Source organism: Hyunsoonleella ulvae, assembly GCF_016827605.1.
In the GTDB taxonomy this organism is placed as follows: domain Bacteria; phylum Bacteroidota; class Bacteroidia; order Flavobacteriales; family Flavobacteriaceae; genus Jejuia; species Jejuia ulvae.
This window is the reverse complement of sequence record NZ_JAEPJQ010000010.1, coordinates 42,862-65,881: the sequence shown is the minus strand read 5'-3', so window position 1 is coordinate 65,881 and position 23,020 is coordinate 42,862. Positions and strand designations below refer to the sequence as shown.

Annotated in this window: 21 protein-coding genes and 1 pseudogene; 10 read left to right on the top strand and 12 right to left on the bottom strand. The window is 31.8% G+C overall.

The genetic code is table 11. From position 1 onward, the window contains the following. Positions 1–620 (bottom strand): annotated as a pseudogene (locus tag JS605_RS17325) (hypothetical protein); the annotation flags it as partial. 948 nt (positions 621–1,568) lie between these two features. On the opposite strand from JS605_RS17325, the gene JS605_RS17320 reads away from it, so the two are divergent. Next, positions 1,569–2,777 carry an NAD(P)-dependent oxidoreductase gene (locus tag JS605_RS17320; protein ID WP_203258990.1) on the top strand — a complete coding sequence of 403 codons (1,209 nt, stop codon included), beginning with the start codon at positions 1,569–1,571 and terminating at the stop codon, positions 2,775–2,777. A gap of 9 nt (positions 2,778–2,786) precedes the next feature. On the opposite strand, the gene JS605_RS17315 is transcribed toward JS605_RS17320, so the two are convergent. From JS605_RS17315 to JS605_RS17280, 8 genes are all read right to left on the bottom strand, one after another. Beyond that, on the bottom strand, positions 2,787–4,889 hold the full coding sequence (locus JS605_RS17315) for a M48 family metallopeptidase (RefSeq protein ID WP_203258989.1): 2,103 nt from the start codon (positions 4,887–4,889) through the stop codon (positions 2,787–2,789). An 88-nt stretch (positions 4,890–4,977) separates the two neighbouring features. After that, positions 4,978–6,390, bottom strand: coding sequence for a B12-binding domain-containing radical SAM protein (locus JS605_RS17310; RefSeq protein ID WP_203258988.1), 1,413 nt, complete (start codon positions 6,388–6,390; stop codon positions 4,978–4,980). Continuing rightward, positions 6,387–7,061, bottom strand: coding sequence for a DUF1361 domain-containing protein (locus JS605_RS17305; protein ID WP_203258987.1), 675 nt, complete (start codon positions 7,059–7,061; stop codon positions 6,387–6,389). Before JS605_RS17305 ends, JS605_RS17310 begins: the two co-directional genes overlap by 4 nt. Continuing rightward, complete coding sequence (locus JS605_RS17300) at positions 7,054–7,425, bottom strand: ribosomal maturation YjgA family protein (protein ID WP_203258986.1); 372 nt, start codon at positions 7,423–7,425, stop codon at positions 7,054–7,056. The genes JS605_RS17305 and JS605_RS17300 overlap by 8 nt, the downstream gene beginning before the upstream one ends. Beyond that, positions 7,422–8,051, bottom strand: coding sequence for a SanA/YdcF family protein (locus JS605_RS17295; RefSeq protein WP_203258985.1), 630 nt, complete (start codon positions 8,049–8,051; stop codon positions 7,422–7,424). The genes JS605_RS17300 and JS605_RS17295 overlap by 4 nt, the downstream gene beginning before the upstream one ends. A 381-nt stretch (positions 8,052–8,432) precedes the next feature. Then, positions 8,433–9,812, bottom strand: a complete 1,380-nt coding sequence (locus tag JS605_RS17290) for a DUF4153 domain-containing protein (RefSeq protein ID WP_203258984.1) — start codon at positions 9,810–9,812, stop codon at positions 8,433–8,435. 50 nt (positions 9,813–9,862) lie between these two features. Further along, complete coding sequence (locus JS605_RS17285; RefSeq protein WP_203258983.1) at positions 9,863–10,159, bottom strand: winged helix-turn-helix domain-containing protein; 297 nt, start codon at positions 10,157–10,159, stop codon at positions 9,863–9,865. Between the two features lie 61 nt (positions 10,160–10,220). Further along, a complete protein-coding gene (locus tag JS605_RS17280; protein ID WP_203258982.1) occupies positions 10,221–10,829 on the bottom strand; it encodes a hypothetical protein in 609 nt (202 codons plus the stop codon). 90 nt (positions 10,830–10,919) lie between these two features. Between JS605_RS17280 and JS605_RS17275 the strand changes: the two genes are divergently transcribed. Further along, positions 10,920–11,288, top strand: a complete 369-nt coding sequence (locus JS605_RS17275) for a DUF1801 domain-containing protein (protein WP_203258981.1) — start codon at positions 10,920–10,922, stop codon at positions 11,286–11,288. Positions 11,289–11,313: 25 nt separating this feature from the next. On the opposite strand, the gene JS605_RS17270 is transcribed toward JS605_RS17275, so the two are convergent. Together JS605_RS17270 and kdsA are read right to left on the bottom strand one after the other, a co-directional pair. Next, complete coding sequence (locus JS605_RS17270) at positions 11,314–11,550, bottom strand: CDGSH iron-sulfur domain-containing protein (protein ID WP_203258980.1); 237 nt, start codon at positions 11,548–11,550, stop codon at positions 11,314–11,316. A gap of 34 nt (positions 11,551–11,584) precedes the next feature. Further along, complete coding sequence (gene kdsA, locus JS605_RS17265) at positions 11,585–12,406, bottom strand: 3-deoxy-8-phosphooctulonate synthase (RefSeq protein ID WP_203258979.1); 822 nt, start codon at positions 12,404–12,406, stop codon at positions 11,585–11,587. Between the two features lie 170 nt (positions 12,407–12,576). Here kdsA and typA point away from each other — a divergent pair, with 170 nt between their 5' ends. From typA to JS605_RS17235, 6 genes are all read left to right on the top strand, one after another. Then, the gene (typA, locus tag JS605_RS17260) at positions 12,577–14,376 is read left to right on the top strand and encodes a translational GTPase TypA (RefSeq protein ID WP_203258978.1); all 1,800 of its coding nucleotides are present in this window, start codon (positions 12,577–12,579) and stop codon (positions 14,374–14,376) included. A 341-nt stretch (positions 14,377–14,717) separates the two neighbouring features. Further along, positions 14,718–16,016 (top strand): O-antigen translocase, encoded by a 1,299-nt coding sequence (locus tag JS605_RS17255; RefSeq protein WP_203258977.1) that lies wholly within the window; start codon positions 14,718–14,720, stop codon positions 16,014–16,016. Positions 16,017–16,050: 34 nt separating this feature from the next. After that, on the top strand, positions 16,051–17,025 hold the full coding sequence (locus tag JS605_RS17250) for a GNAT family N-acetyltransferase (protein WP_203258976.1): 975 nt from the start codon (positions 16,051–16,053) through the stop codon (positions 17,023–17,025). Further along, positions 17,022–18,122: a DegT/DnrJ/EryC1/StrS family aminotransferase gene (locus tag JS605_RS17245; RefSeq protein ID WP_203258975.1), complete on the top strand. Its 1,101-nt coding sequence runs from the start codon at positions 17,022–17,024 to the stop codon at positions 18,120–18,122. The genes JS605_RS17250 and JS605_RS17245 overlap by 4 nt, the downstream gene beginning before the upstream one ends. Next, positions 18,123–19,415, top strand: a complete 1,293-nt coding sequence (locus JS605_RS17240; RefSeq protein ID WP_203258974.1) for an O-antigen translocase — start codon at positions 18,123–18,125, stop codon at positions 19,413–19,415. Continuing rightward, positions 19,402–19,827, top strand: coding sequence for a sugar 3,4-ketoisomerase (locus JS605_RS17235; RefSeq protein ID WP_203258973.1), 426 nt, complete (start codon positions 19,402–19,404; stop codon positions 19,825–19,827). The genes JS605_RS17240 and JS605_RS17235 overlap by 14 nt, the downstream gene beginning before the upstream one ends. Here JS605_RS17235 and JS605_RS17230 read toward each other — a convergent pair. After that, complete coding sequence (locus JS605_RS17230; protein WP_203258972.1) at positions 19,810–20,739, bottom strand: glycosyltransferase family 2 protein; 930 nt, start codon at positions 20,737–20,739, stop codon at positions 19,810–19,812. The genes JS605_RS17235 and JS605_RS17230 overlap by 18 nt on opposite strands. Positions 20,740–20,853: 114 nt before the next feature. On the opposite strand from JS605_RS17230, the gene JS605_RS17225 reads away from it, so the two are divergent. Continuing rightward, entirely contained in the window at positions 20,854–21,936 is a 1,083-nt protein-coding gene (locus JS605_RS17225; RefSeq protein ID WP_203258971.1) for a glycosyltransferase, read from the top strand. After that, positions 21,933–23,018, top strand: coding sequence for a glycosyltransferase (locus JS605_RS17220; RefSeq protein WP_203258970.1), 1,086 nt, complete (start codon positions 21,933–21,935; stop codon positions 23,016–23,018). The genes JS605_RS17225 and JS605_RS17220 overlap by 4 nt, the downstream gene beginning before the upstream one ends. The last annotated feature ends 2 nt before the right edge of the window (positions 23,019–23,020 follow it).

Below are 23,020 nucleotides of genomic sequence, written 5' to 3'. Positions count from 1 at the left end.
AAGTTTGCACCGTCTCCAGAAGGGTCGGAGCTTAGCGCGTCATAATTTTCAAGCTCAATAACTACAGGTACATTAGGAGTAGCTCCAAGTTGCGGTATTACGCCATTGTATGCCACACCATTGTAGGGGGCTAGTTCTACTTGTTCCTCGAGTACCCATTGCGTACTTTGGTCGGTTCCATCACTAGAAAGAACCAAAGCACCAGAAACTGTGTCCCATTGGAGATAGAAATTATCATTAGTTCCTAAGTAAAACTGATAAATGTTATTTTCAACATTTACCGCTGTCCAAATTTTATCATTATCATTTGTAGGAGGCGCTTTTGTTGTATGGACTGTTGTTCTGGTTCCTCCTACACCTCGCATAGAACCTCTGTTTTCACTATCAATATTCCAAAATGCATTTCCAGTACCAGCAGCAACAAAATTAAAATTAAAATCTGCGCCGCCTGCACCTAAAGGACCAGATTCGTATGTGCTGGTTGATAAACCTTTTAGGTACTCACCAGTTGCAACATTTTTTAAATTGTAAGTGGTTCCTTCAATAATTTGCGCTTGTATTTGGAGCGCGAAAAATGTTAGTAATAAAAACCCTGTGATTTTTGAAGTAATTCTTTTCATTAGTTTCTAATTTAGTTATGTTAGTTTTTAAACAAAGAAGCTAAAGTGCTACTACTATTTATTAGGGTTGATATAAATAATAATAAATTATGGATAGAGAGGGGGAGATACTAAAAGCAATTCGTCATAAATATTTTTAATTAAATAGTCACTATAAAAATATATCGTTAAATAGCATAAAAATTTAGATGTTACGATATTATCCAAAAAACCATACTGTACTATCCTGTGCGCTATTAATCATTTTTTGTATGAAATATCTTTATTTAATAGGTTAATTTACTGTATGTTATTGTGTGAGGTCTTTTGCCTTAAAGAAGTGCTAGATTTTTATCTAATGTTTTGATTTTGTGCTATTAATTTTAGCATTTGATGCGGTGGGATTGTCTTAGGCGAACCAGTTTCAATAGTTGGATAAAGTAGGGCTTAGAAGATTAGAAGAATCCTCGTGTTATGCCATTAAGATGTATGAGTTTTGTAATAATAATTACCTTATATTATTTGTTTTCTTTGAATTTGAATAGAAACTACAATCTAAAACTTAACTTGTAATTTGGTATGGACTTTTGGGTATTTCAAAATTACGGTGCAATATGCGAATCATTACATTAAACGTAAAAATCGGTCGATCTAATAATTAATTTATGGCGTTACCCACAAGGGGTCGGGCTATCCGCTATATCTTTCTGCGAAGCAGTCCCGAACTTGTTTCGGGATCTCATCAATTCAAGACAAACAAGTTATTGATTTAAATATTTATCATAACTAACTTCACGCAAAGGATGCCGCTTCTATCCCTAACGCTAAGGGTAAATTTACCTAAATCTTTGCTAATCATCCTAAATCCAACTAATTTAGAGAAAAAATTATTCCAAAGGTTCAATTGGCAGTGCACAGTGACAGTAAGCAGTTAAACGAATCAACGATTAAACAAATAAACATACTCGAATGAAGTTTGCCATCATAAAAGAACGTAAAAATCCACCAGACCGTCGGGTTGTATTTTCACCCGCTAAATTGATTGAAGCCAAAGCAAAGTTTCCAAAAGCAGAATTTATAGTAGAGTCATCAGATATTCGTGTATTTCCAGATGAAACTTATGCTAATAAAGGTTTTGAGGTAACCGAAGATGTGACGGACTGCGATGTAATGATAGGCGTAAAAGAAGTGCCAATTGAGGCTTTGATACCCAACAAAAAATACTTTTTCTTTTCGCATACCATAAAAAAACAGCCTTATAACAGAAAGTTGTTGCAGGCTATTTTAGAAAAAAATATCGAATTATATGATCATGAAACCATTGTAAACGACAAAGGATTTCGCCTCATAGGGTTTGGAAGATACGCAGGAATTGTTGGAGCCTACAACGGATTTAGAGCTTGGGGTTTAAAGTATGATGCTTGGAATTTGCCAAAAGCAGGTCCGTTGCCAAATCAAGCTGCATTAATTGAAGAATTAAAGAGAATTGAACTGCCAAACATGAAAATACTGCTAACGGGAAGTGGAAAGGTGTCAAACGGTGCACAAGAAATGTTGGACGCTATGCGTATAAGGTCAGTTTCAGTTGAAGACTATTTAGGTAATAATTTTAACGAACCAGTATATTGTAAAATAGATGTCTTAGATTACAATAAAAGATTGGATGGCGCAGAAGTAACCGATGTTTTTGATTTTTTCAATCATCCCGAAACGTACGAATCCAACTTCATGCGTTTTGCAAAAGTAACAGATTATTACATTGCAGGTCATTTTTACGGCGATGGTGCACCTTATCTTTATACAAGAGAAGATGTGAAATCTCCAGATTTTGATATAAAAGTAGTAGCAGATATAAGTTGCGATGTTGATGGGCCTGTAGCAACAACACTAAGGGCTTCAACCATTGCAGACCCTATTTATGGATACGACCCAGCAACCGAAAAAGAAATAGATTTTAAGGATGACAGAGCAATTACAGTGATGGCAGTGGATAATTTGCCATGCGAGCTTCCCCAAGATGCTAGTGAGGGTTTTGGCGAGATGTTTTTAGAACATGTAATTCCGGCGTTTTTTAATAACGATAAAGACGGTATACTTGACCGCGCAAAAATCACTGAAAAAGGTAAATTGACTAACCGTTTTAGTAGTTTACAGGATTATGTGGATGGTGTAGAGTAGTGTTCAGTATCAATCTAAATTATCTTGTAATTCATTGTGAAACGCTAAAATTACCCCAACACTTTTTTGATCTATGCGTTGACAGTGTACTGTGGCATTTTCAAGATCAGTCATCATTTTATTAAAAGCGCCATTCTCAAAGATGTTACCACTACCTTTTTCAAAACTGCCACCAGCTACAATAACTTCTTTTAGCTCATCTACGGTATCAATGTTTGGGAGTTTAACAAAATTGATATGGTCTAGTTTAGCTAAATCCTCATTCAAATTATCAAATAAGTCGTTAATTCTATGTTTAAAACTGTTAATAACGGCATGTGTTACTTCTTCGTTATTTTGCAATCTGTTTAATTCAGAGTATATAGTACTCTTGGTTTGAACGCAATTTCTGTAGATGTTAGATAATAGGGTATGCTGCTTATACAAATTAATAAGCGTATCAGTCTTGGACGCTTTTTTAGCTAAAGCATAGTGAAGAGCACAAAATGATGAATCCCAGTCCTTAAAACTCTCGTTAAATAATTTTTCACGTTCTGTAATAAGTAAGTTATAACCTTCTTGTAAATTTTTCTTTTTAAAGGTTTTGTTGTGAAAAGAAAATGAAGTTTCCTTCGTGGTACCTTGAGAAATATTACTTGCTTTAGTCATTAGTGCTTCAATATCTCTAACAGGTTGCATTAAGTCTTTTAGTTTTGTTTTTAATTGTTTTAAATACGTTGTAGAAGTTTCAATTAAAATTGATTCTTCTTTTAGTTCTTGTTCTTCAGGGATTTGTAAATATCTGTTTTCGAAGGTGTTGTCGTAATCTTCAAGAAGTGTTTTACCTTGGTTTTCTGTTGCCACAAAGGTTTCAAAAGTGTCAGCTTCAGAAAATACCATATCTTTTTTATTAAAATAGACATCATATACTAACTTTGTCATTTCCTTTTGTAGATGTTCTTGTTTGTCAAATAATAGCCACGGTGATCTTTCGTCTATCTCGCACTTTATAAAAGGCGTTTTGGCATTGTCTTGTCGCTTATCGTTAGGAGGATGGCTAGCATACATGCTTACTTTAGAATGTTCTGAACTTGAAAAAAAAGTTTTCCCACCTCTGGAATCTGTTGGTAAATTATTAAGTAGTGTTTCTTGCTGAGGCAGATTTTTTTCAATTGCCAGAGCATTATGGTTGTATAAGTTTTCAGTATATAATTTTTTCTGCGAAGCCAAATAAGCATGATTCATGGTGTTATTCCAATGTGTGTAACCGCTCTCTAATTTCCAAAGGGCAGAAATAATTGAGTCGCTACCAGAAGTGCTTATGGCTACTTTATCAGCATTAAATTCCATCTCCCTTGAGAGAGATGAATACATAATATTTAAAAACTGATAGAATAAATTAAGAATTTGGCGAATTATCCAAATAATAGGGGTAATACCCCATGCTGCTGCCGATAATCTAATATCTGATGCTCTCCATTGGTCTAGTAAGTCATCCCATTTGTCTCTAGAGAAAATCATATCATGAATTATTGTATTGGCAGAAATTATGTAGCTGCCAATTTTCATACTACGTTGCGCAAAATGACCAAACTCATGTGCCACCACAGCCTTAAATTCAGAAAAATTTAAACAATCCACAAGTCCCATACCAATGGTAAGTTCCTTTCTTACAGGTAAAAATAAACTAAGCCACATATTAGAGTAAGCAACATATGCATTTACATCAGGGTCTACATAAATATTTTTAGGTTTTGGTGCTCCAGTTTCTTTGCAAATTTTGTTTACAAATTCCCATAGTTTTGGGTAGTCTTGTTTCTTAAGTTTAATTCGATTATTAGGTTTGTTGTTTTTTAATTTAAAGATAAACTTCAACGTAAAAACAAAGAGCATTACAGACCCTGCAATTGCACCAATTTTCATTAGGATTGTAAGTTTGTTTATACGTCCCATATCATATATGATGGCATAGTATACCAAATACCCTAATGCTGTAACCAGAGCTGCGTATAAAATGAAAAATAAAAGTATAGCTAAAACAGCTAAAAAAGCTCTTAGCTGATAAGACGAAGGTAATGATGTGATATTTTTAGGGACATCTGTGGGACTCTTAGGGTAAAGAACTTCTGCCATAACTTGGTTTTTGTGAATTCAACCGTGAATATAGGAGTTTTCTTTATCTGTAGTATTAAAATGAATTACTATTCGATGTAAGGTTTAATTACATCTGTGTTTTTAAAGGGCTTTTACTATTAATTTCAATTAGATTAGGTTTGTAATTAACTTTACTTAAAATTGATTCGAGCAGAGGAAGCATATTATTCAAGTTTTTTGTTTTGATTAAAAAATTCCACAGCGGTTCAAATTTTTTCCAACCACCAGAATATAAAAGATGTTTTAATTTATGTTTATGTGACTCATGATTAAAACTAGCTTCAAAAATATTAGACCATTTATAGAATTCTTTATATGCCCAATTGTACCCTTGTTTTAATTCTTTAGCAGATAGGTTGGTGGTTTTGTAAACTACGTGTCGTGTATCGTACAGATCCCAGTTTTTAGTAATAATTCTATTTTGGTCTTCCATATCCTTAAACAGTTTTGTTCCAGGATAGGGTGTTAAAACATGATATGTTGATGTGGTAATGGCGTTTTGTATCCCCCAATCTACAGTGCGTTTAAAGACATCTTTATCATCCTCATCTAAACCAAAAACAAAGCTACCATTAATCATAATACCTAAAGAATGTAAACGCTTAACTGCGGCTTCATAATCCTTTTTTAAATTTTGTTTTTTATTACTTTGTTTTAGATTTTGTGGAGAAAATGTTTCAAAACCAACAAATACACTGCGTAAACCTGCTTCTGCTGCTTTCTCTATTAAACTTCCTCTTAATATGGCATCAACAGTAGAAGCACCTTGGAATACACGATTCATGCCTTTCATTCCCTCAAATAATTCACTTGCAAATTTTGCATTTCCTAGTAAATGGTCATCTAGAAAGTACAAGTGTTTCCCTGGTAGCCTATCAATTTCAGACAATGCATCATCTACTAATTGCGTGTAAAAAGATTTTCCGCCTTGGAAGAAAGCATCTTTATAACAAAAACTACAGTGATGGGGACAACCCCGAGTTACAACGATAGAATTTGGTACCAAATATTTATGACGTTTTATTAAGTCTCTTCTAATTGGGGGTAACTTGGTTAATGTCCTTATTGAGGAACTATAAACTTTTTTAGGTACTTTATTTTTGAAATCTTTCAAGAATTGAGGAAACGTTTCTTCTCCTGGTCCTAAAAATATAGAGTCGGCATGTTTTGAAGCTTCTTTTGGTAATGAAGTAACATGTAACCCACCTAAGATTACATAACAACCTTTTGCTCTGTATAGATCTGCTATTTGATAAGATCTGTAAGCATTTGTAATGTAAACCTGTATGATGACTAAATCTGGTTGGTCGTCAAGATTTAGTTTTTCAACATGCTGGTCCTGCAAATCAATATCATCATCTGGAGCTAAAAAAGCAGCTAACGTGGCTAGCCCCAAGGGAGGGAAGAGCGAATATTTAATCGGTCTCCAAAAAGGACTTTCGGCTTCTGCAAGGGCTGGTAAAATTAGTTTTACTTTCATGATTGATGTAACTTAGAATTGACGTAAAATGATTCAAATATCCAGTAGCCAAAACGTAAAAATAAACCAAACAAGAACGTAAATAGCCAAGCTTCTGGATGTCTAAAAGGTTGAGTTACTATTGCGTAAACATCTTCAAACAAAAACTTTGGATTACTTAAAATTTCCCAAGAGTTGTAGCGTAAAAACCTCCCAAGGTATACACCAAAACCGTTTAAGAAGCATAATATAAAAATTAGGTAATTCATTTTCTTTAAACTAAAACGTTTTAATAGTAATTCTTTCATGGTATAAAACGATAGAAAAAACAGCAGTAAGCCTGTGCAAGCAAATGATAGAACTACTAAAATATCTAACCAAAGGAAAGTTGTGTTACTTATTTTTAAATGCAATAAGTCTGTTATGATATAAGGCGCATTGGGTAAAAAAAGCAGCCAAACCCCAAACCAAAACCCTAACCACAATTTATTAAGTTTGGGGAGGCTGACTAAATATGTGGTTATAGCATAAGGAATGACTGCTAAAAATAAATTCCAAACCAAAAACAGGTAAAAGAAAGAGTGTGTGAGTTTTATTCTAATCATTAAAATAATGATGCTAAATAGCATTGAAACCGTTAGTATTGCTATAATTTTAAATCGTTTAAATAGGAGGTGTCTTATATTATCCATTTGATATGAATTTTAAATCAACTAGCAAGATTGTTATTATACCTAAGGCATAAGCAACCAAGTCGGTAAATTGAAACGTACTTCCTAAGAGTAATTTTGCGCTATAGTTGTCTGCCATATCCAGTAGGCTAAGTATATTGATGAGTTGGAGCAACTCGATACAAAGGGCAAAAAGTAATACAGCTATTGCTAGAATTTTAGAATCTATTTTAAAGAAACTTTTAAAGAAGCAATAAATTAAAATAACTACTAGAAAGTCGCCAAACGTGTGACGGATGAATCCAGTTTTTAGGAATATGGCGATTAGCACTTCTGTAAGAAATAGCAAAATCGTTAGTATTAGGTGTATTTTGTTAATTCTCATACAATTTCTATTGTTTTACCTAAATACTTAGGTTTTATATTGAATAGAACATCAAATACAGCTTTTGTTCGTGCCAGGGACTCTCTAAGTTTTGTTTTGATACCATATTTACCTTTTATGTCTTTTGCATTAAAAGCAATAGTGTTTAAATCATGATGTTTAGCAAGAAACAGGGCACGTTCATTATGAAACTTTTGCGAAATAATTGTGAATTGTGAAAGTCCGAAAACTTTCTTTGCTCTTACTATAGAGTCTAAGGTTCGGAACCCAGCGTAGTCTAAATAAATTTTATTTGCTGGGATACCACGTTGGATAAGGTCTTCTTTAAAATCTGTGGGTTCATCATAATCTTTTCTTCCGTTATCTCCACTTACTAATATAAATTCGATTTTACCAGCCTTGTAAAGTTGTATTGTGGCTTCAAGTCGGTATTTATAATAAAGGTTTATATGTCCATTTTTAGAGTGTTTTCCAGCACCAAGAACAAGTCCTACTTTGTTCGCGCTTAAATCATCTATAGTATCAAAAACAAAAGGTTTTGCTTTATGTGTTATAGTAAGATCTATAAGTAGAATTATAACTAAGCCAATAGAGCCTATTTTAATGGTTTTTTTTATGTGTTTCATTTTATTTTGTTTTTGAGGGTTGTGCAAGCCAACTCCATGATCTTAGTAATGTGAAAAATGCTGAGGCTATAAAAGCTAAGATGTGAATTTCAAAACTAGACGCTATCAAACCATAAGTACACATTGTAAAAAGAACAATAGTATAAAAAGGGAAGTATGTATTATAAACCTCCTGTAAAGAGCTATTCTTTTTTTTCGACCAGAAGAAGGGGGCAACTGTTAAGCATATAGTTGTCATACAACATAAAAAAATGGGAATTATGGATAAAAATATATATGGTGCTGTATCAATAGGCATTCTCTCTTCTGTGAGGATTATTCCCCAAAATATTAAAAAAGACATTCCAGTTGATTTCAATAATGTTAGAGGTGTATCCATGGTTATTTTATTCTATAATTATCAAATTGAGATTCTTGCCATGAATTGTCATTCAATTTGTTTTGATATAATTTGAATTTTTTTTCTATTGCGAGTGCTTTTTCCATATCTAAATTATTTTCATCTGAATAATCTTTTAATATAAATGTGTTATTATCGGATAATTCAATGAGGTAATTAAAATCCATGGATTTAGCATAATTCAAATTATAGACAGTGATGTAACTATCCCAATTTAATGTACATGATATCACTAAAATGATAAATGCTGTTACCGTATTGGTTCTAAGTAAATACCAAAAATTTTTAAGATTTCTTACTTTAATAAAAGTTGTAGTTAACCCAATTACAGTAAGTAATAGATAGACTAAAACGCCTATACGTTTATAGGTTAAACCGAAGTAATAAATATATTGTACATCCTTAATAATAATATTAACCACTAGTATGGCATTTAAAACAATCCAAGTATATGCAACCAGTTTCAAGTTTCTATTTTTTTTGTAGAAATTAAGGTCTCCTCTAAAGAAATAGAGTATGATGATGATGGCGATTATTATAGATGCTATTAAGGCATTTATACCATTGTGTACTTGATTTGAGAATACGGATGCTCTTAAGTCTTCAAAGGATAACAAAAAGGAAATATCGGTAATTAAAAAAATAATGATAAGTGCATTTAATGCAGAAATTACAATGAATCCGAATTGGTACTCTTTTTTCAAAGGTTCAGTATCTAAGCTACTTTTATGATTAAGAGAGTTTCCAAGTTGAATATCTTTTGATGTAGCAGAATTTATAACTACTGGTTTCGAAATATTGTAGAACAAATAATAACCACACAAGGCAACTAAAACCCATTGAAAGTTGATAACAGAAAAGTCAATACTATTAATTAAATTATTGAATACGGGATTTCCATTTTTGTAAAGGGCAATAAAAATTATAAGTATAGCTAAAGGAATACCAACAATTTTGGTTAGATGTAAATAGTCGATCTCTTTTTTTGGTTCAACTGTTTGTATTGATTCGTTTACATTGAAATTTCTATGAAAAAAGCCTGCAATAAATGAATATAAACCATTGAGCCAATTCACGTAAATAGAAGTGTTTTGTTCTGAAACTTGTCCAACTAACGTAACGAAAGCTAAAGTATTAGTAACAATTGATAAAGTATTGTTATACAAAAAAATTGATACTGCTGTTATGAAATAAAATATGGAATAAGCAATAGTGTGTTTTTGTTTAAAAGCCTTAGTGTTATTGAGTATTAGAATTATTATTGTAATAACACTAAAGATTAAAAGGTTTAATCCAACGCCTTGTTTGTGAAATAGGGTGCTGAATAATAGTGCACCTATAATAAGAGGAATTTGTTTCATTTTATTTAATTTAAAGTACTTTGAATTTCAAAGTATATTTATAAAAAAATTTATTTCTGTTGATTTATAATAGCTTCAAGGGCATCAATATGTTTTTTAAATGCAGCTCTTCCTAGCTTGGTTGTAGAGTAGCGGGTATTGGGTTTTCTACCGATAAATTGCTTTTCTACTTTTATATATTCTGCTTTTTCTAAAGCTTTGGTATGACTTGCTAAATTACCATCCGTAGCACCTAAAAGTTCTTTCAACATATTAAAATCAGCATACTCGTTAACCATAAGAATAGACATTATGCCCAATCTTATACGGTGGTCGAATAGTTTATTTATGTTGTTAATGATGCTCACTCTATTAATTCAAGGTTTCTAGATTAAAGTTACTGAATATACTGTGACTATAAACTGTTTACTATTTTAAGTCATACTTAAAATGCATCCAAGTGCCATAGATAATATGCATAAAGCCAAAACCTATTACCCATAGCCAGAATCCATAACCAGGTTTCCAAGCACCAATTAGGCCTAAAATAATTTGAATATACCCTAAATATTGAATCTCACCGATACTATATTTTGAAGCATTTATTAAAGCCAGACCATAAAAAATTAGCATTAAACCTCCAGATTGTCCGTATTTACCTTGACTTAATATGATTAAAATATAAAAACCTCCAGCAACCAAAGGAATTAAAAAATTAAAAACTAAACGACGTGAAGTACTGTCCCAAATACTAGCACCATCTTTTTTTGCCTTTCTAGTTGTTAGGAGAATACCTGTGCCAATACTTAACAAAGCCACTATGGCTAAAGTAAAAAGACAGGACTGGTAAACCCATCCGTCAAGAATTAAATAGCCATTACTATAAGTTGTAACCAACCAATAAGCTATAGCAGCACCAATTAAAGCATAAATGCCAGCAAGAATTCCAGATAAACCACTCAATGAAATAAATCGAGAGGATTTATGCATCATATTTTTAATCTCACTAATGTCTTTTAGATAATCTTTTGATTCCATATAAAAGTACTTTGAAATACAAAGTAAATAAAATAAATTGAAAATCGACACATAAATTTTTATTAATTTTATAGTTACTAAAATTTACTAATGCATCCAGCTGAAGAATATATCCTTAACCAACCAGAACCATATCGGTCTATTTTAATGCATGTACAAGTTATAATTGAACATACGATTCCTAATGTTGAGCTAAAGTACAAATGGCGTATTCCCTGTTATTATATGGGGGAGACACCTGTATGTTATTTAAACGCTAGCCATAAAAAACAATTTGTAGATATTGGATTTTGGCATTCTGCATATTTATCTAAATTCGATGCATATCTAGTTAGTGAGAACCGTAAAGTTGTAAAGTCTTTACGATATCGATCAATAGAAGAAATAGATGATACTGTTTTTATCGCTATTATAGAAGAAGCTAAAAAACAAAAAGGGAAATCGTTTTACAATAGGTAAATATTATAGAGATGACTTCTGTAGTTTAATTATGAGACCCATCACAATATGGCGGGTTTTTAGTTTGTTTACAAGTGCATAAATAGGCTGTTTTATCTTCATCTACAGAAAACACCATAGATGGTGTAGCTTTTGCTGCTCTATGAGATCCGTTACAAAAGGGTTGCTCATCGCTATGCCCACATGTACACCAAGCATAATTTTTATTAGCTTCTAATTCGCATTGTATCGGTGCGTCTCCACCTCTTTTATTATTTTCCATAGTTTTTTAGTAATTAATTCTCACTAAAATACTATTATTTTAAGCTATTTACAGTTTTTCTAATAGAAACCAAATTAGTCAATAATGATTCTAAATTATCTAAATGCAGCATATTAGCCCCATCACTTTTAGCATTGGCAGGGTCAAAATGGGTTTCAATAAATAAGCCGTCTACATTGTTTACAACACCAGCTCTGGCAATAGTTTCTATCATTTCAGGTCGTCCTCCAGTTACACCTGCAGATTGATTGGGTTGTTGTAGAGAATGTGTTACATCCAAAACAGTAGGAGCATAAGCTCGCATTGTAGGGATGCCTCTAAAATCCACAATCATATCTTGATAGCCAAACATCGTACCTCTATCTGTAATCCAAGCTTGATTGTTACCAGCATCTTTAACTTTTAGCACAGCATGTTTCATGGCTTCTGGGCTCATAAATTGTCCTTTTTTCAAATTTACCACCTTACCAGTTTTAGCAGCAGCTACTACCAAATCTGTTTGTCGTACCAAAAATGCAGGAATTTGTAAAACATCCACATATTCAGCAGCCTTATCAGCATCAGAAACCTCATGGATATCTGTAACAGTAGGTACATCAAAAGTAGTTGACACCTTCTGTAGAATTTTTAAAGCTTTTTCGTCTCCAATGCCTGTAAAACTATCAATTCTACTGCGGTTTGCCTTTTTAAAACTCCCTTTAAATATATAGGGGATATTTAACTTATCTGTTATTGAAATTACTTTTTCAGAAATTCTTAAAGCCATATCCTCGCCTTCAATAGCACAAGGGCCACATAATAAAAAGAAGTTATTAGAATTGGTGTGTTTTAATTTTGGAATATCGTTTAGTGCCATTTACGTTTTGTTAAAGATACAAAGGTAATTAAATTAAGAGCTATTTTTATGTAGAAATTGTATCCAAAGCTAGAGTTTAAAACAAACCATTAAGCAAACTTTTAATTGCAATAAAGTTTTAACTATCTGATAAATACATGTACATTTGCAGGCTTAAAACAAAAGTTGTTATGTCAAACATAAAGAATATTGCTATAATCGCTCACGTAGACCATGGAAAAACTACATTGGTTGATAAAATTATGTACCATTGTCAATTATTTCGTGAGAATGAAAATACAGGCGATTTAATATTGGATAACAATGATTTGGAACGAGAAAGAGGTATCACTATTACGTCCAAAAACGTTTCAGTTATCTACAAAGGCACAAAAATTAATATCATAGATACACCGGGGCACGCCGATTTTGGAGGAGAAGTAGAGCGTGTTTTAAACATGGCAGATGGTGTATTGTTGTTGGTGGATGCTTTTGAAGGTCCTATGCCTCAAACCCGTTTTGTACTTCAAAAAGCTATAGATTTAGGACTGAAACCTTGTGTTGTAGTAAACAAGGTAGATAAAGAAAATTGTACACCTGATGAGGTGCATGAGAAAGTGTTTGATTTAATGTTTGAATTAGGTGCTGAAGAATGGCAATTAGATTTTCCAACTGTGTATGGTTCTGCTAAGAACAATTGGATGAGTGATGATTGGCAAAATGAAACTGAGAATATCGAGCCTTTATTAGATATGGTTATTGAGCATATTCCTTCTCCGAAAATTGAAGAGGGAACAACACAAATGTTGATTACCTCTTTAGATTTTTCTTCGTTTACAGGAAGAATAGCAATAGGACGTTTAACACGTGGGGAATTAAAAGTAAATCAAAATATTTCTTTAGTAAAGCGTGATGGTAAGATTGTAAAATCTAGAATAAAAGAATTACATACGTTTGAAGGCTTAGGACGCAAAAAAGTAGATGAGGTAAAAGCTGGGGATATTTGTGCTATTGTAGGTTTAGAAGGCTTTGAAATAGGAGATACTGTTGCTGATTTTGAAAATCCTGAAGGGTTGAAAACCATTGCTATTGATGAACCTACAATGAGTATGTTGTTTACCATCAATGACTCTCCATTCTTTGGAAAAGATGGTAAATACGTTACATCTAGACATATAAAAGAGCGTTTAACAAAAGAGTTAGAAAAGAACTTAGCATTACGGGTAGAAGATACAGACAGTGCCGATAAATTTATGGTGTTTGGTAGAGGTGTATTGCACTTATCGGTTTTAATTGAAACTATGCGTCGTGAGGGATACGAGTTGCAAATTGGTCAACCTCAAGTAATTATAAAAGAAGTTGATGGCGTTAAATGTGAACCAGTTGAGGAAATGACTATAGATTTACCAGAACACGTTTCAGGTAAAGCCATAGAAATGGTAACCATGCGTAAAGGAGAAATGCTAAGTATGGAAGCTAAAGGCGATAGAATGGTTTGTGAATTTGTAATTCCATCTAGGGGTATTATAGGTTTAAGAAATCAGTTATTAACCGCTACCGCTGGAGAAGCCATTATGGCACATCGCTTTAAAGAGTATCAAGCTGTTAAGGGCGGTATTCCTGAGCGTCAAAATGGATCTTTAGTATCTATGGAAAATGGTACGGCAATCCCTTATTCTATTGATAAGTTACAAGAACGTGGTAAGTTTTTTATCGATCCAGGAGAAGATATCTATGAGGGACAGGTAATTGGAGAAAATTCCAGAGGGGATGATATGACGGTAAATGTTACTAAAACTAAAAAACTTAGTAATGTACGTTCTGCAGGTGCCGATGATAAAGCTAAAATTGTACCAGCAATTAAGTTCTCTTTAGAAGAAGCTTTGGAATATATTCAAAAAGACGAATATGTAGAGGTTACACCTAACCACTTGAGGTTGAGAAAAATATTTCTTACTGAAGTAGAGCGTAAGCGTAATAAAACTATATAGTAATGTTTTTAGGGATTGACATTGTAGATTGGTTGGGGTATGCTGCAATGACCACAGTATTAATGTCTTTTCTCTTGAAATCCATTATAAAGTTAAGACTTGTAAATGCATTAGGCTGTTTGTTATTTATATTATATGGAGTTTATTTACAACCTATTTCAAAACCAATTATAATTACTAATACAGCAATTTTGTTTATAAATCTATATTATGTCCTAAAAAGTAGAAGAATTTCTGTATAATAGGCAATAATTCTCTTATGATTCGTTTTGTATATTTGAGAACTCTATGACTATAAAACACAGAGGTTTTTTAGTTATCACTACTACAAACCATTTCTTTTGAAAAAGTTAATTAATTATATTAATAGTAAGGTATTAGTGAAAGCTGGCTCATTGAAAACGGCTGCGGTGTTTACTCGTATTATTGCAGGTTTACTTACTTCAAAAGCTATTGCAGTAATGATTGGAGCTGAAGGTTTAGCTCTTGTTGGTAATCTTAGAAATTTTGTAGCTTCTGCACAAACCTTTGCCACGCTAGGCTTTTATAAGGGAATAGTAAAGTATGTAAATGATTTTAAGGATGATTTAGTAAGGTTAAGTAAAACCTTATCAACGGTCTACTATACTGGTTTCTTTACTACAATATTGATGTCGTTTTTCTGTTATTTTCAAGCAGATACCATTAACGATCTTATCTTTCCAACGTACAATAATTATGAATATATTATAAAAATATTTGCAATCGTATTGCCTTTTTATGCATTGAATATGTTTTCGTTCTCAATTATGAACGGATTTTCAAAGTATAAAATCCTAATCATAATAAACATAATTGGGCAAATTTTAAGTCTGTTTGTCGCATTGTTATTAATATATCAAAACAAATTAGATGGGGCATTAATATCTGTTGCCATATCAGAATCTCTTATATTCTTAATAACACTAGTTGGGATAATTAATAGAAAAAGCCTATTGCCATTAATTAGTGTTGAACGTATTAGTTTTACCTATTTTAAAAAATTGAGTTCTTACTCTGGGATGGCTCTATTTTCGGCTATTATCTTACCATTAGTTATTTTAGCTATTCGTTCTCATATTATAGATACTATAGGTTATAAAGATGCAGGTTTCTGGGAAGCAATACTTAGAATTTCTAAATACTATCTAATGATGGTAAGTTCATTGTTGGGCTTATATATCATTCCAAGATTTTCTGAAATAAATGATATTAAAGAGTTTAAGAAAGAAGTGTTTTCATTATATAAAACCATTATACCCTATTTTACACTCGGGCTATTGCTTATATATTTGTTACGTCCGTTTATAGTGAGATTGGTTTTTACAGAGGAGTTTCAGCCAGTAGAAGATTTGTTTTTATGGCAACTCTTGGGCGATTTTGTTAAAGTACTATCTATGATAATTGCTTACCAATTTTTAGCGAAAAAAATGTTTTGGCATTATATTATTACAGAAGCTTTTTTGGTTATTATTTTGTACACTACAAGTATTTACTTTATAAAGATTTATGGAGTTAAAGGAGCTACAATTGCACATTTTGTAAGTTATTTGATGTATTATGGGGTAATTTTATTAATTTTTGGAAGCTCTCTTTTTGGGGTTGAATCTGATAAGAAATAGTTCTTAACCAAAATATGGGACTAACGGAATCGTTATGAGTAATTTTAAAGTTGTTAGGTACTCTCAACAATATTTTGAGGCATGGAATGAATTTGTTATCAACGCAAAGAATGCCACTTTTCTCTTTAATAGAGAATTTATGGAATACCATAATAAGAGATTTCAAGATTTTTCTTTGTTAGTTTTTAAAGATAAAAAACTAGTTGCCATATTTCCCGCAAACAAGGAAAAGCATACTGTGTATTCTCATCAAGGATTGAGTTATGGTGGTTTGATATTGCCAAATAGTTTGTCTTTCGAATCTGTTCTTCAAGTATTTTCAGGCTTACTAAAGTTTTTATTAGAAAACGAAGTACAAAAGTTAGTAATAAAACAGATTCCTAAGATATACAATAGTAAGTATGCAGATGAATTGGATTATTTAGTGTTTATTTTAAAGGCAAAATTATACCGTAGGGATATTTCAATGGTAATTTCTAACCAACTTAAGCCAAATTATTCAGAATTAAGAAGGAGGGAAATAAAAAGGGCTACAAATTCTGATTTAAAGTTGGTATCAAATGATGATTTTTTACCTTTTTGGGACTTTATATTAAAGCCTAATTTAAAAGATACGTTTGGTGTAGATCCTGTACATTCTCTATCTGAAATAAATCATTTAAAAGAAAAGTTCCCAAACAATATAACACAGTATAATGTTTATGACAAAAAAGAAATACTTGCTGGGTGCACAGTTTTTGAGTCTAAAAGTGTAGTACATCTACAATATATTTCCACTAAAAAGAATAATAAAAAAGGAGCTTTATCATTTCTCATTCATACGTTGATATCAGATATCTACAAGGATAAGAAGTATTTTGATTTTGGGATTTCCAATGAAAATCAAGGAAAAAATATAAATTTAGGGCTATTAAATTGGAAACAAAGCTTTGGAGCTTCTGCTTTAGTTCACGATTTTTATGAAATCGAAACGACTAATTATAAGCTTTTGGATAACGTTTTTATATGATTAAGTTTTTAGATTTAAATTTAGTTAATGAGGTTTATGAAACTGACTATAAAAAATCATTTAAAGATTTTTTAAAGTCTGGGCATTATATTTTAGGAAATCAGGTTTCTGAATTTGAAAATGAGTTTGCATCATTTTGTGGTACAGAGTATTGTATAGGGGTTAGTAGTGGGCTTGATGCATTACAATTAATTTTTGAAGCATATAAAGCAATAGGAAGATTATCTGTAGGAGACGAAGTTCTCGTGCCTGCCAATACCTATATAGCATCTGTTTTAGCGGTTAGTAATGCTGGTTTAAAACCCGTTTTAATTGAGCCTTGTTTAAAAACTTACAATATAGATTCTTCCGGAATAGAAGCAAATATAAATGCTAAGACAAAAGCCATTTTAGGAGTTCATTTATATGGGCAGTTGTATGATGTTAGTGAACTAGAGCGTATTTCTAAGAAATACAATTTGTTGCTAATAGAAGATGCGGCACAGGCTCATGGAGCTACATATACAGATGGTCGTGTAGCAGGAAATTTATCAGCTGTAGCAGCATTTAGTTTTTATCCAACTAAAAATTTAGGTGCGCTTGGAGATGCAGGAGCAGTTACAACAAATAATAAGCAATTAGCCGAGGTAATTTTTAAACTAAGAAATTATGGAAGGATAAGCACTTACAAAAACGAACTACAGGGTTATAATTGTAGATTAGATGAACTTCAAGCTGCTTTTTTGAGAATAAAACTCAAGAAGTTAAGGCTTGATAATAAAGAGAGGCAGGAACTGGCACAACTTTATATAAATAGCATAGATAATAATGATGTAGTATTACCGTTTTTTAATGATATAAATCAACATGTATTCCATCTTTTCGTGATAAGAAGTGAAAAAAGAGATTTACTCAAAGCGTATTTGCTCAAAAAGAATGTTGAAACATTAATTCACTATCCTTTACCAATTCACAAACAGCCTGCCTATAAGCAATGGACAAATTTCCGTTTTCCATACACTGAAAAGATTCACGATGAAGTACTTAGTCTTCCTCTGTATCCTCGTTTAAGTAAAGAAAGCCTCAACAAGGTTTGTACTTTAATTAATTCTTTTTAATTGAGGTTATTTAAAGAACATAAGGATTTGTTTTTGATAAAACTATTTTCAGTTAACTCCTTAGGGGTTTTGCTTAGATCTGTATTAGGAATTATTTCGCAAAAACTCATAGCTATTTATTTAGGACCTAATGGCCTTGCCTATGTTGGGAATTTAAGAAACTTTTTAGCGTTGTTTAGTCTTGGTACAACAATGGGAATCGATCAAGGTGTTTTGAAATATCAGTCAGAATATGAAAATCGTCCAAATGAGTTAAAAAAGTTATATAGTACTTCTATCGCTTATGGAGTAATGGGGAGTATTACAATAGGTATTATATTATTTTTTGGTGCCTCATATTGGAGTCAATTGCTTTTTAAAACAGGTGAGTATAAATATCTTTTTATGATTCTAGCATTAACAATGCCGTTTACATCAGTTTATAATTTAAACCTCTCCATAGTTAATGGTAAATCAAATTATAAAAAAGCGACCATAATTACTTTTTCAACATATGCTTTCGTAACATTGTTAATTATTTTTTTGGTATCGACATACAGACTTTCAGGGGTGTTATTGGCGATAACCTTGACCCCATTGGCTCAACTTTTAGCGTTGCTGCTTTTTGCAAGGGATGGTTTGAAATTATTTCTCGATCTAAGGATAAGATTTCATAAGTTTTATAGAAATTCGTTGTTTGTTTTTATAATAATGTCATGTGCTGCTGTAATTTTGAGTAATAGTGTAGATATTAAAATCAGAAACTATTTAATAAAACAACTGTCTGGAGAAGAAGCAGGGTATTGGACGTCGATGACGAGTTTGTCTAATTATTACTTGTCTTTCATGACTGGGGTGTATTCTCTATATATTTTACCTAGATATGCAAAGATGACCAGTTTTAAAGAGTTTAAAATTGAACTGAAAAGGATATATAAATTAGTAATTCCACTGTTTGGATTTGTGTTTGTTTTGATATTTTTTTTTAGGGAATTTATTATTAAGCTCTTATTTACTGAAGCGTTTTTACCTATGGGGATTTTATTTAAATGGCAATTGTTGGGAGATATGCTTAAAATTATTGCCGTAGTTTTAGCTTATCAATTTATAGCTCGTAAGCATTGGAAAATTTTTATAGTAACAGAAGTGATATCATATACGTTATTATATATATTTGGCGTTTATTTTATTGATAGAATGGGATTAGAAGGAGTAGTATTTGCCCATTTTCTCAGATATGTAGTTTATTTAATAATTGTAGCTTTGCTGATTAGAAGAATATTTAAAAAGTCCAGACTAAATGAAACAGGCTAGAATAGAGGATTTAAGGATAATTGATATTCCTAAAATAGCTGATCCCCGAGGAAATCTTTCTGTAATAGAAAAGGATATTATACCTTTTGATATTAAGCGAATATATTATTTGTTTGATGTTCCCAGCGGTTCGTACAGAGGTGGACATGCACATAAGGAGTTAAGTCAATTTTTGATAGCTGTAAGTGGTAGTTTTGATGTTATACTAAAAGATGGAAATCACAAGAAACGTATTACGTTAAATAATCCCTCTAAGGGATTATTGATAACTCCAGGCATCTGGAGAGAACTTGAAAATTTCTCATCAGGAGCTATTTGTTTGGTAGTGGCATCCGATGTTTATAAAGCGGAAGATTATATAGATGATTTTGAGGCCTATGTGGGCTATAATAAATCAAATAATAGCGATTAGTTTTCTGAATAATTTGTTCTGACTTGCATAATAATGTATGTAATCCTTAACGTTTTTAGATTTTATGTTTTGGAATACTTCCTTTCCAAGTTCTTTTTTTTCAAAATATCCTGCAAAAAATAGAAGTTCTTTAAGGGAATTGTTGTGAAAACTCTGTTTTATATTTTCAGGGTAACTATACTTTTTAGCCATGTAATCAAATAAGTTTCGCATTTGATTGTTCAGAAAAGAGTGGTTTTCGAATGTTTTTTTGTGAGAATACGAAGTGTCATGAATTCTATAGGTAACCAAACTTTCGGTAATTCTACTAAAATTAGTATTCATAATCATGTCTACCAAGATTGGATAATCCTCAATAGTCAAGTTCATCTTAAAGTAAGTTTCAAAATCAACATATTGGTATAATAAATCTTTGTTGTAACAAAGCCCAACTGGAATTATTTTTCCCATTAAAACAGCATTTAAGTATGCTGTTTTTGAAGCAGTTATTATACTTCTGTTTTTAAAGCGAATTATACGGCCGTTTTTATCATCAAGCCTGTCGTAACCACAATCAACAAAACCTATATTGGTGTCTTGTTGTAATGCATCTACCATTTTTTGGAGTGCGTTTTCAGATTGAATTATATCATCTCCAGCTAAATCAAAAACATATTTTCCATTGCATCTATCAAGTGTAGTTTTATAATTTTTTAAAATACCTAATTGCGTTTTATTACGTTTTAACTTGATTAAGGTTGGATATTGGAGTTTATATTTTGTTAGGATGTCTAAAGTATTGTCAGTCGAACAATCATCACCAACAATAATTTCATATTCAAAGTTTACTTTTTGGTTAATAATGGATTCAAGAGTAACCTCTATGTGCTTCTCATTATTATAGGTTAAAAGGTGAACAGATAAGAGTGTCATTTAGCAATTAGTTGTATGAGGTAAAAGTAATTCTTATAATCAAGAAATATTTAAGTTAGTTAAAATAAACAATTATTTTTGACGATAATTTTAAGTAATTAGTTGTTGTAAAAAATGAAAATAGCTTTAGTGGGATACAGGTTAAATAGAGGAGGAGCAGAACGGGTAGCAGCTATCTTATCTGTTTTTTTTCATGAAAAAGGGTTAGATGTTCATAATATAATAGTGCTAGATGATATTGCATACCCTTATGCTGGAACTGTTGAAAATCTGGGGAAATTAAAGAATAAAACCAATGGAGTATTTAATAAGGCTAAACGATTAATTGCGCTTAGGAGGTATCTTAAAAAACATTCTTTTGATTTTATTATAGATTTCAGGTTTAGAATAAAGCCTATCCAAGAGCTATTAGTGGCTAAGTATGTTTACAATGCCAAAACTATTTTTACGGTTCATAGTGCAAAATTAAACAGTTACATGCCAGACCAATCATTTTTAACCAGAATGATGTACTCAGATGCCTTTAAAGTTGTTGCTATAACTCAAGATATGCAAAACATGATTGAGCAAAAGCATAATTTAAAGAATGTAATGACTATTTACAACCCAATAAACATTCAAGAAGTTAAGGAAAAAGCATCTGATGACATTTCTTTGAATTACGAGTATGTAATCGGTGTAGGTCAGTATGATACCAATGTAAAGCAATTTGATAAGCTCATATATGCTTATTCAAAATCAATACTTCCAAGTAAGAATATAGCTTTAGTTATTTTAGGAGAGGGTTCTAGAAAAGAAAAACTTTTAAGTATTGCTAAAGAAAATGGAGTGAAGGATAAAGTACATTTACTTGGGTTTAAAAATAATCCATACAAATACATAAGAAGAGCTAAGTTTTTTGTGTTATCAAGTTCTCATGAAGGTATGCCGATGGTCATGCTAGAAGCACTAGCTTGTGGTACTCCTGTTGTAGCATTTAATTGTAAAACAGGGCCAAGAGAGATTATAATTGACGGCGAAAATGGATTGCTAGTTGAAAATCAAAATATAGATGAGTTATCTAATTCTATGAGCCTGTTTGTAAATAATGAAGAACTTTACAATAAGTGCAAATCTCAAGCCATGTCTAGTGTAGAAAAATTTTCTTTAGAACGAATAGGGGAACAATGGCTCGATTTAATGGAGATTGAAAAATGACAAAGTTACTATATATAGCAACTAATTTAAACACCTCAGGAGGCGTGGCAAGGGTGCTAGCCATAAAATTAAACTATTTGGTAAAGGCATACCCATACGAAATACATATTTTAAATACTCACGGAGGTATAGAAAACCTGTTCTTTAATTTTCATGACAAGATTACTATTCACGATTTATCAAGGCAAAAAGCGAAAATAAAGGATATCTTAAGCTATAGGGGTAAGCTAAATACTAAAATAAAAACTATTCATCCCGATATTATTGTTAATTGTGATAATGGATTAAAAGGAGCGCTGATGCCTCTTTTATTGAAAAACAATAAGATACCTTTAATTTTTGAAAATCATAACAGTAAAGATGCCAAAGCAGCATCGTTTCTTGATAATATTAAGCTTAGGTTGTCTTTCTATATTTTTTCATTAGTGTCAAATAGATATAGAAAAGTAGTTGTATATAGACTTAATAATACAAATAAAAAAACAGGAAATTATCAGGTAATTCCAAATCCCATAGCTTTTGAAATTACTGATGGAGGTAGTGCTCTAAATAATAAAATTGCTATCGCTGTAGGCAGACTATCGTACCAAAAGGGCTATGATAAGTTGATCAAAATTTGGGCTTTAGTTTACAAAAAACACCCAGATTGGAACTTAAATATATATGGAGAAGGCAATAATAGTGAGTTGATAAAGCTTGCAGGCAAGCTTGGAATATCTTCCAGAATACAATTTTTTAAACCTGTTAAAGATATAAAAAGTGTATATATAGGGGCATCAATGTTGTTAAATACCTCAAGATATGAACCTTTTGGGTTAGCCGTAACAGAAGCAATGGCATGTGGTTTGCCTGTTGTAGCATTCAAAAATACACAAGGTCCCAACAGTTATATCAATGATGGAGAAAATGGTTTTCTAGTTCAAGAAAACAACTATCAAGAGTATGCGAATAAAGTTAGTATGCTTATCCAAGACAAAGAAGAAAGAAAAAGAATTTCAACGTCTGCTAAAGAAAGTATGAAAGCCTATGGGCTTACAAATATTATGAAGCAGTGGCATAATTTATTCCAATCTGTCAAGTAGGG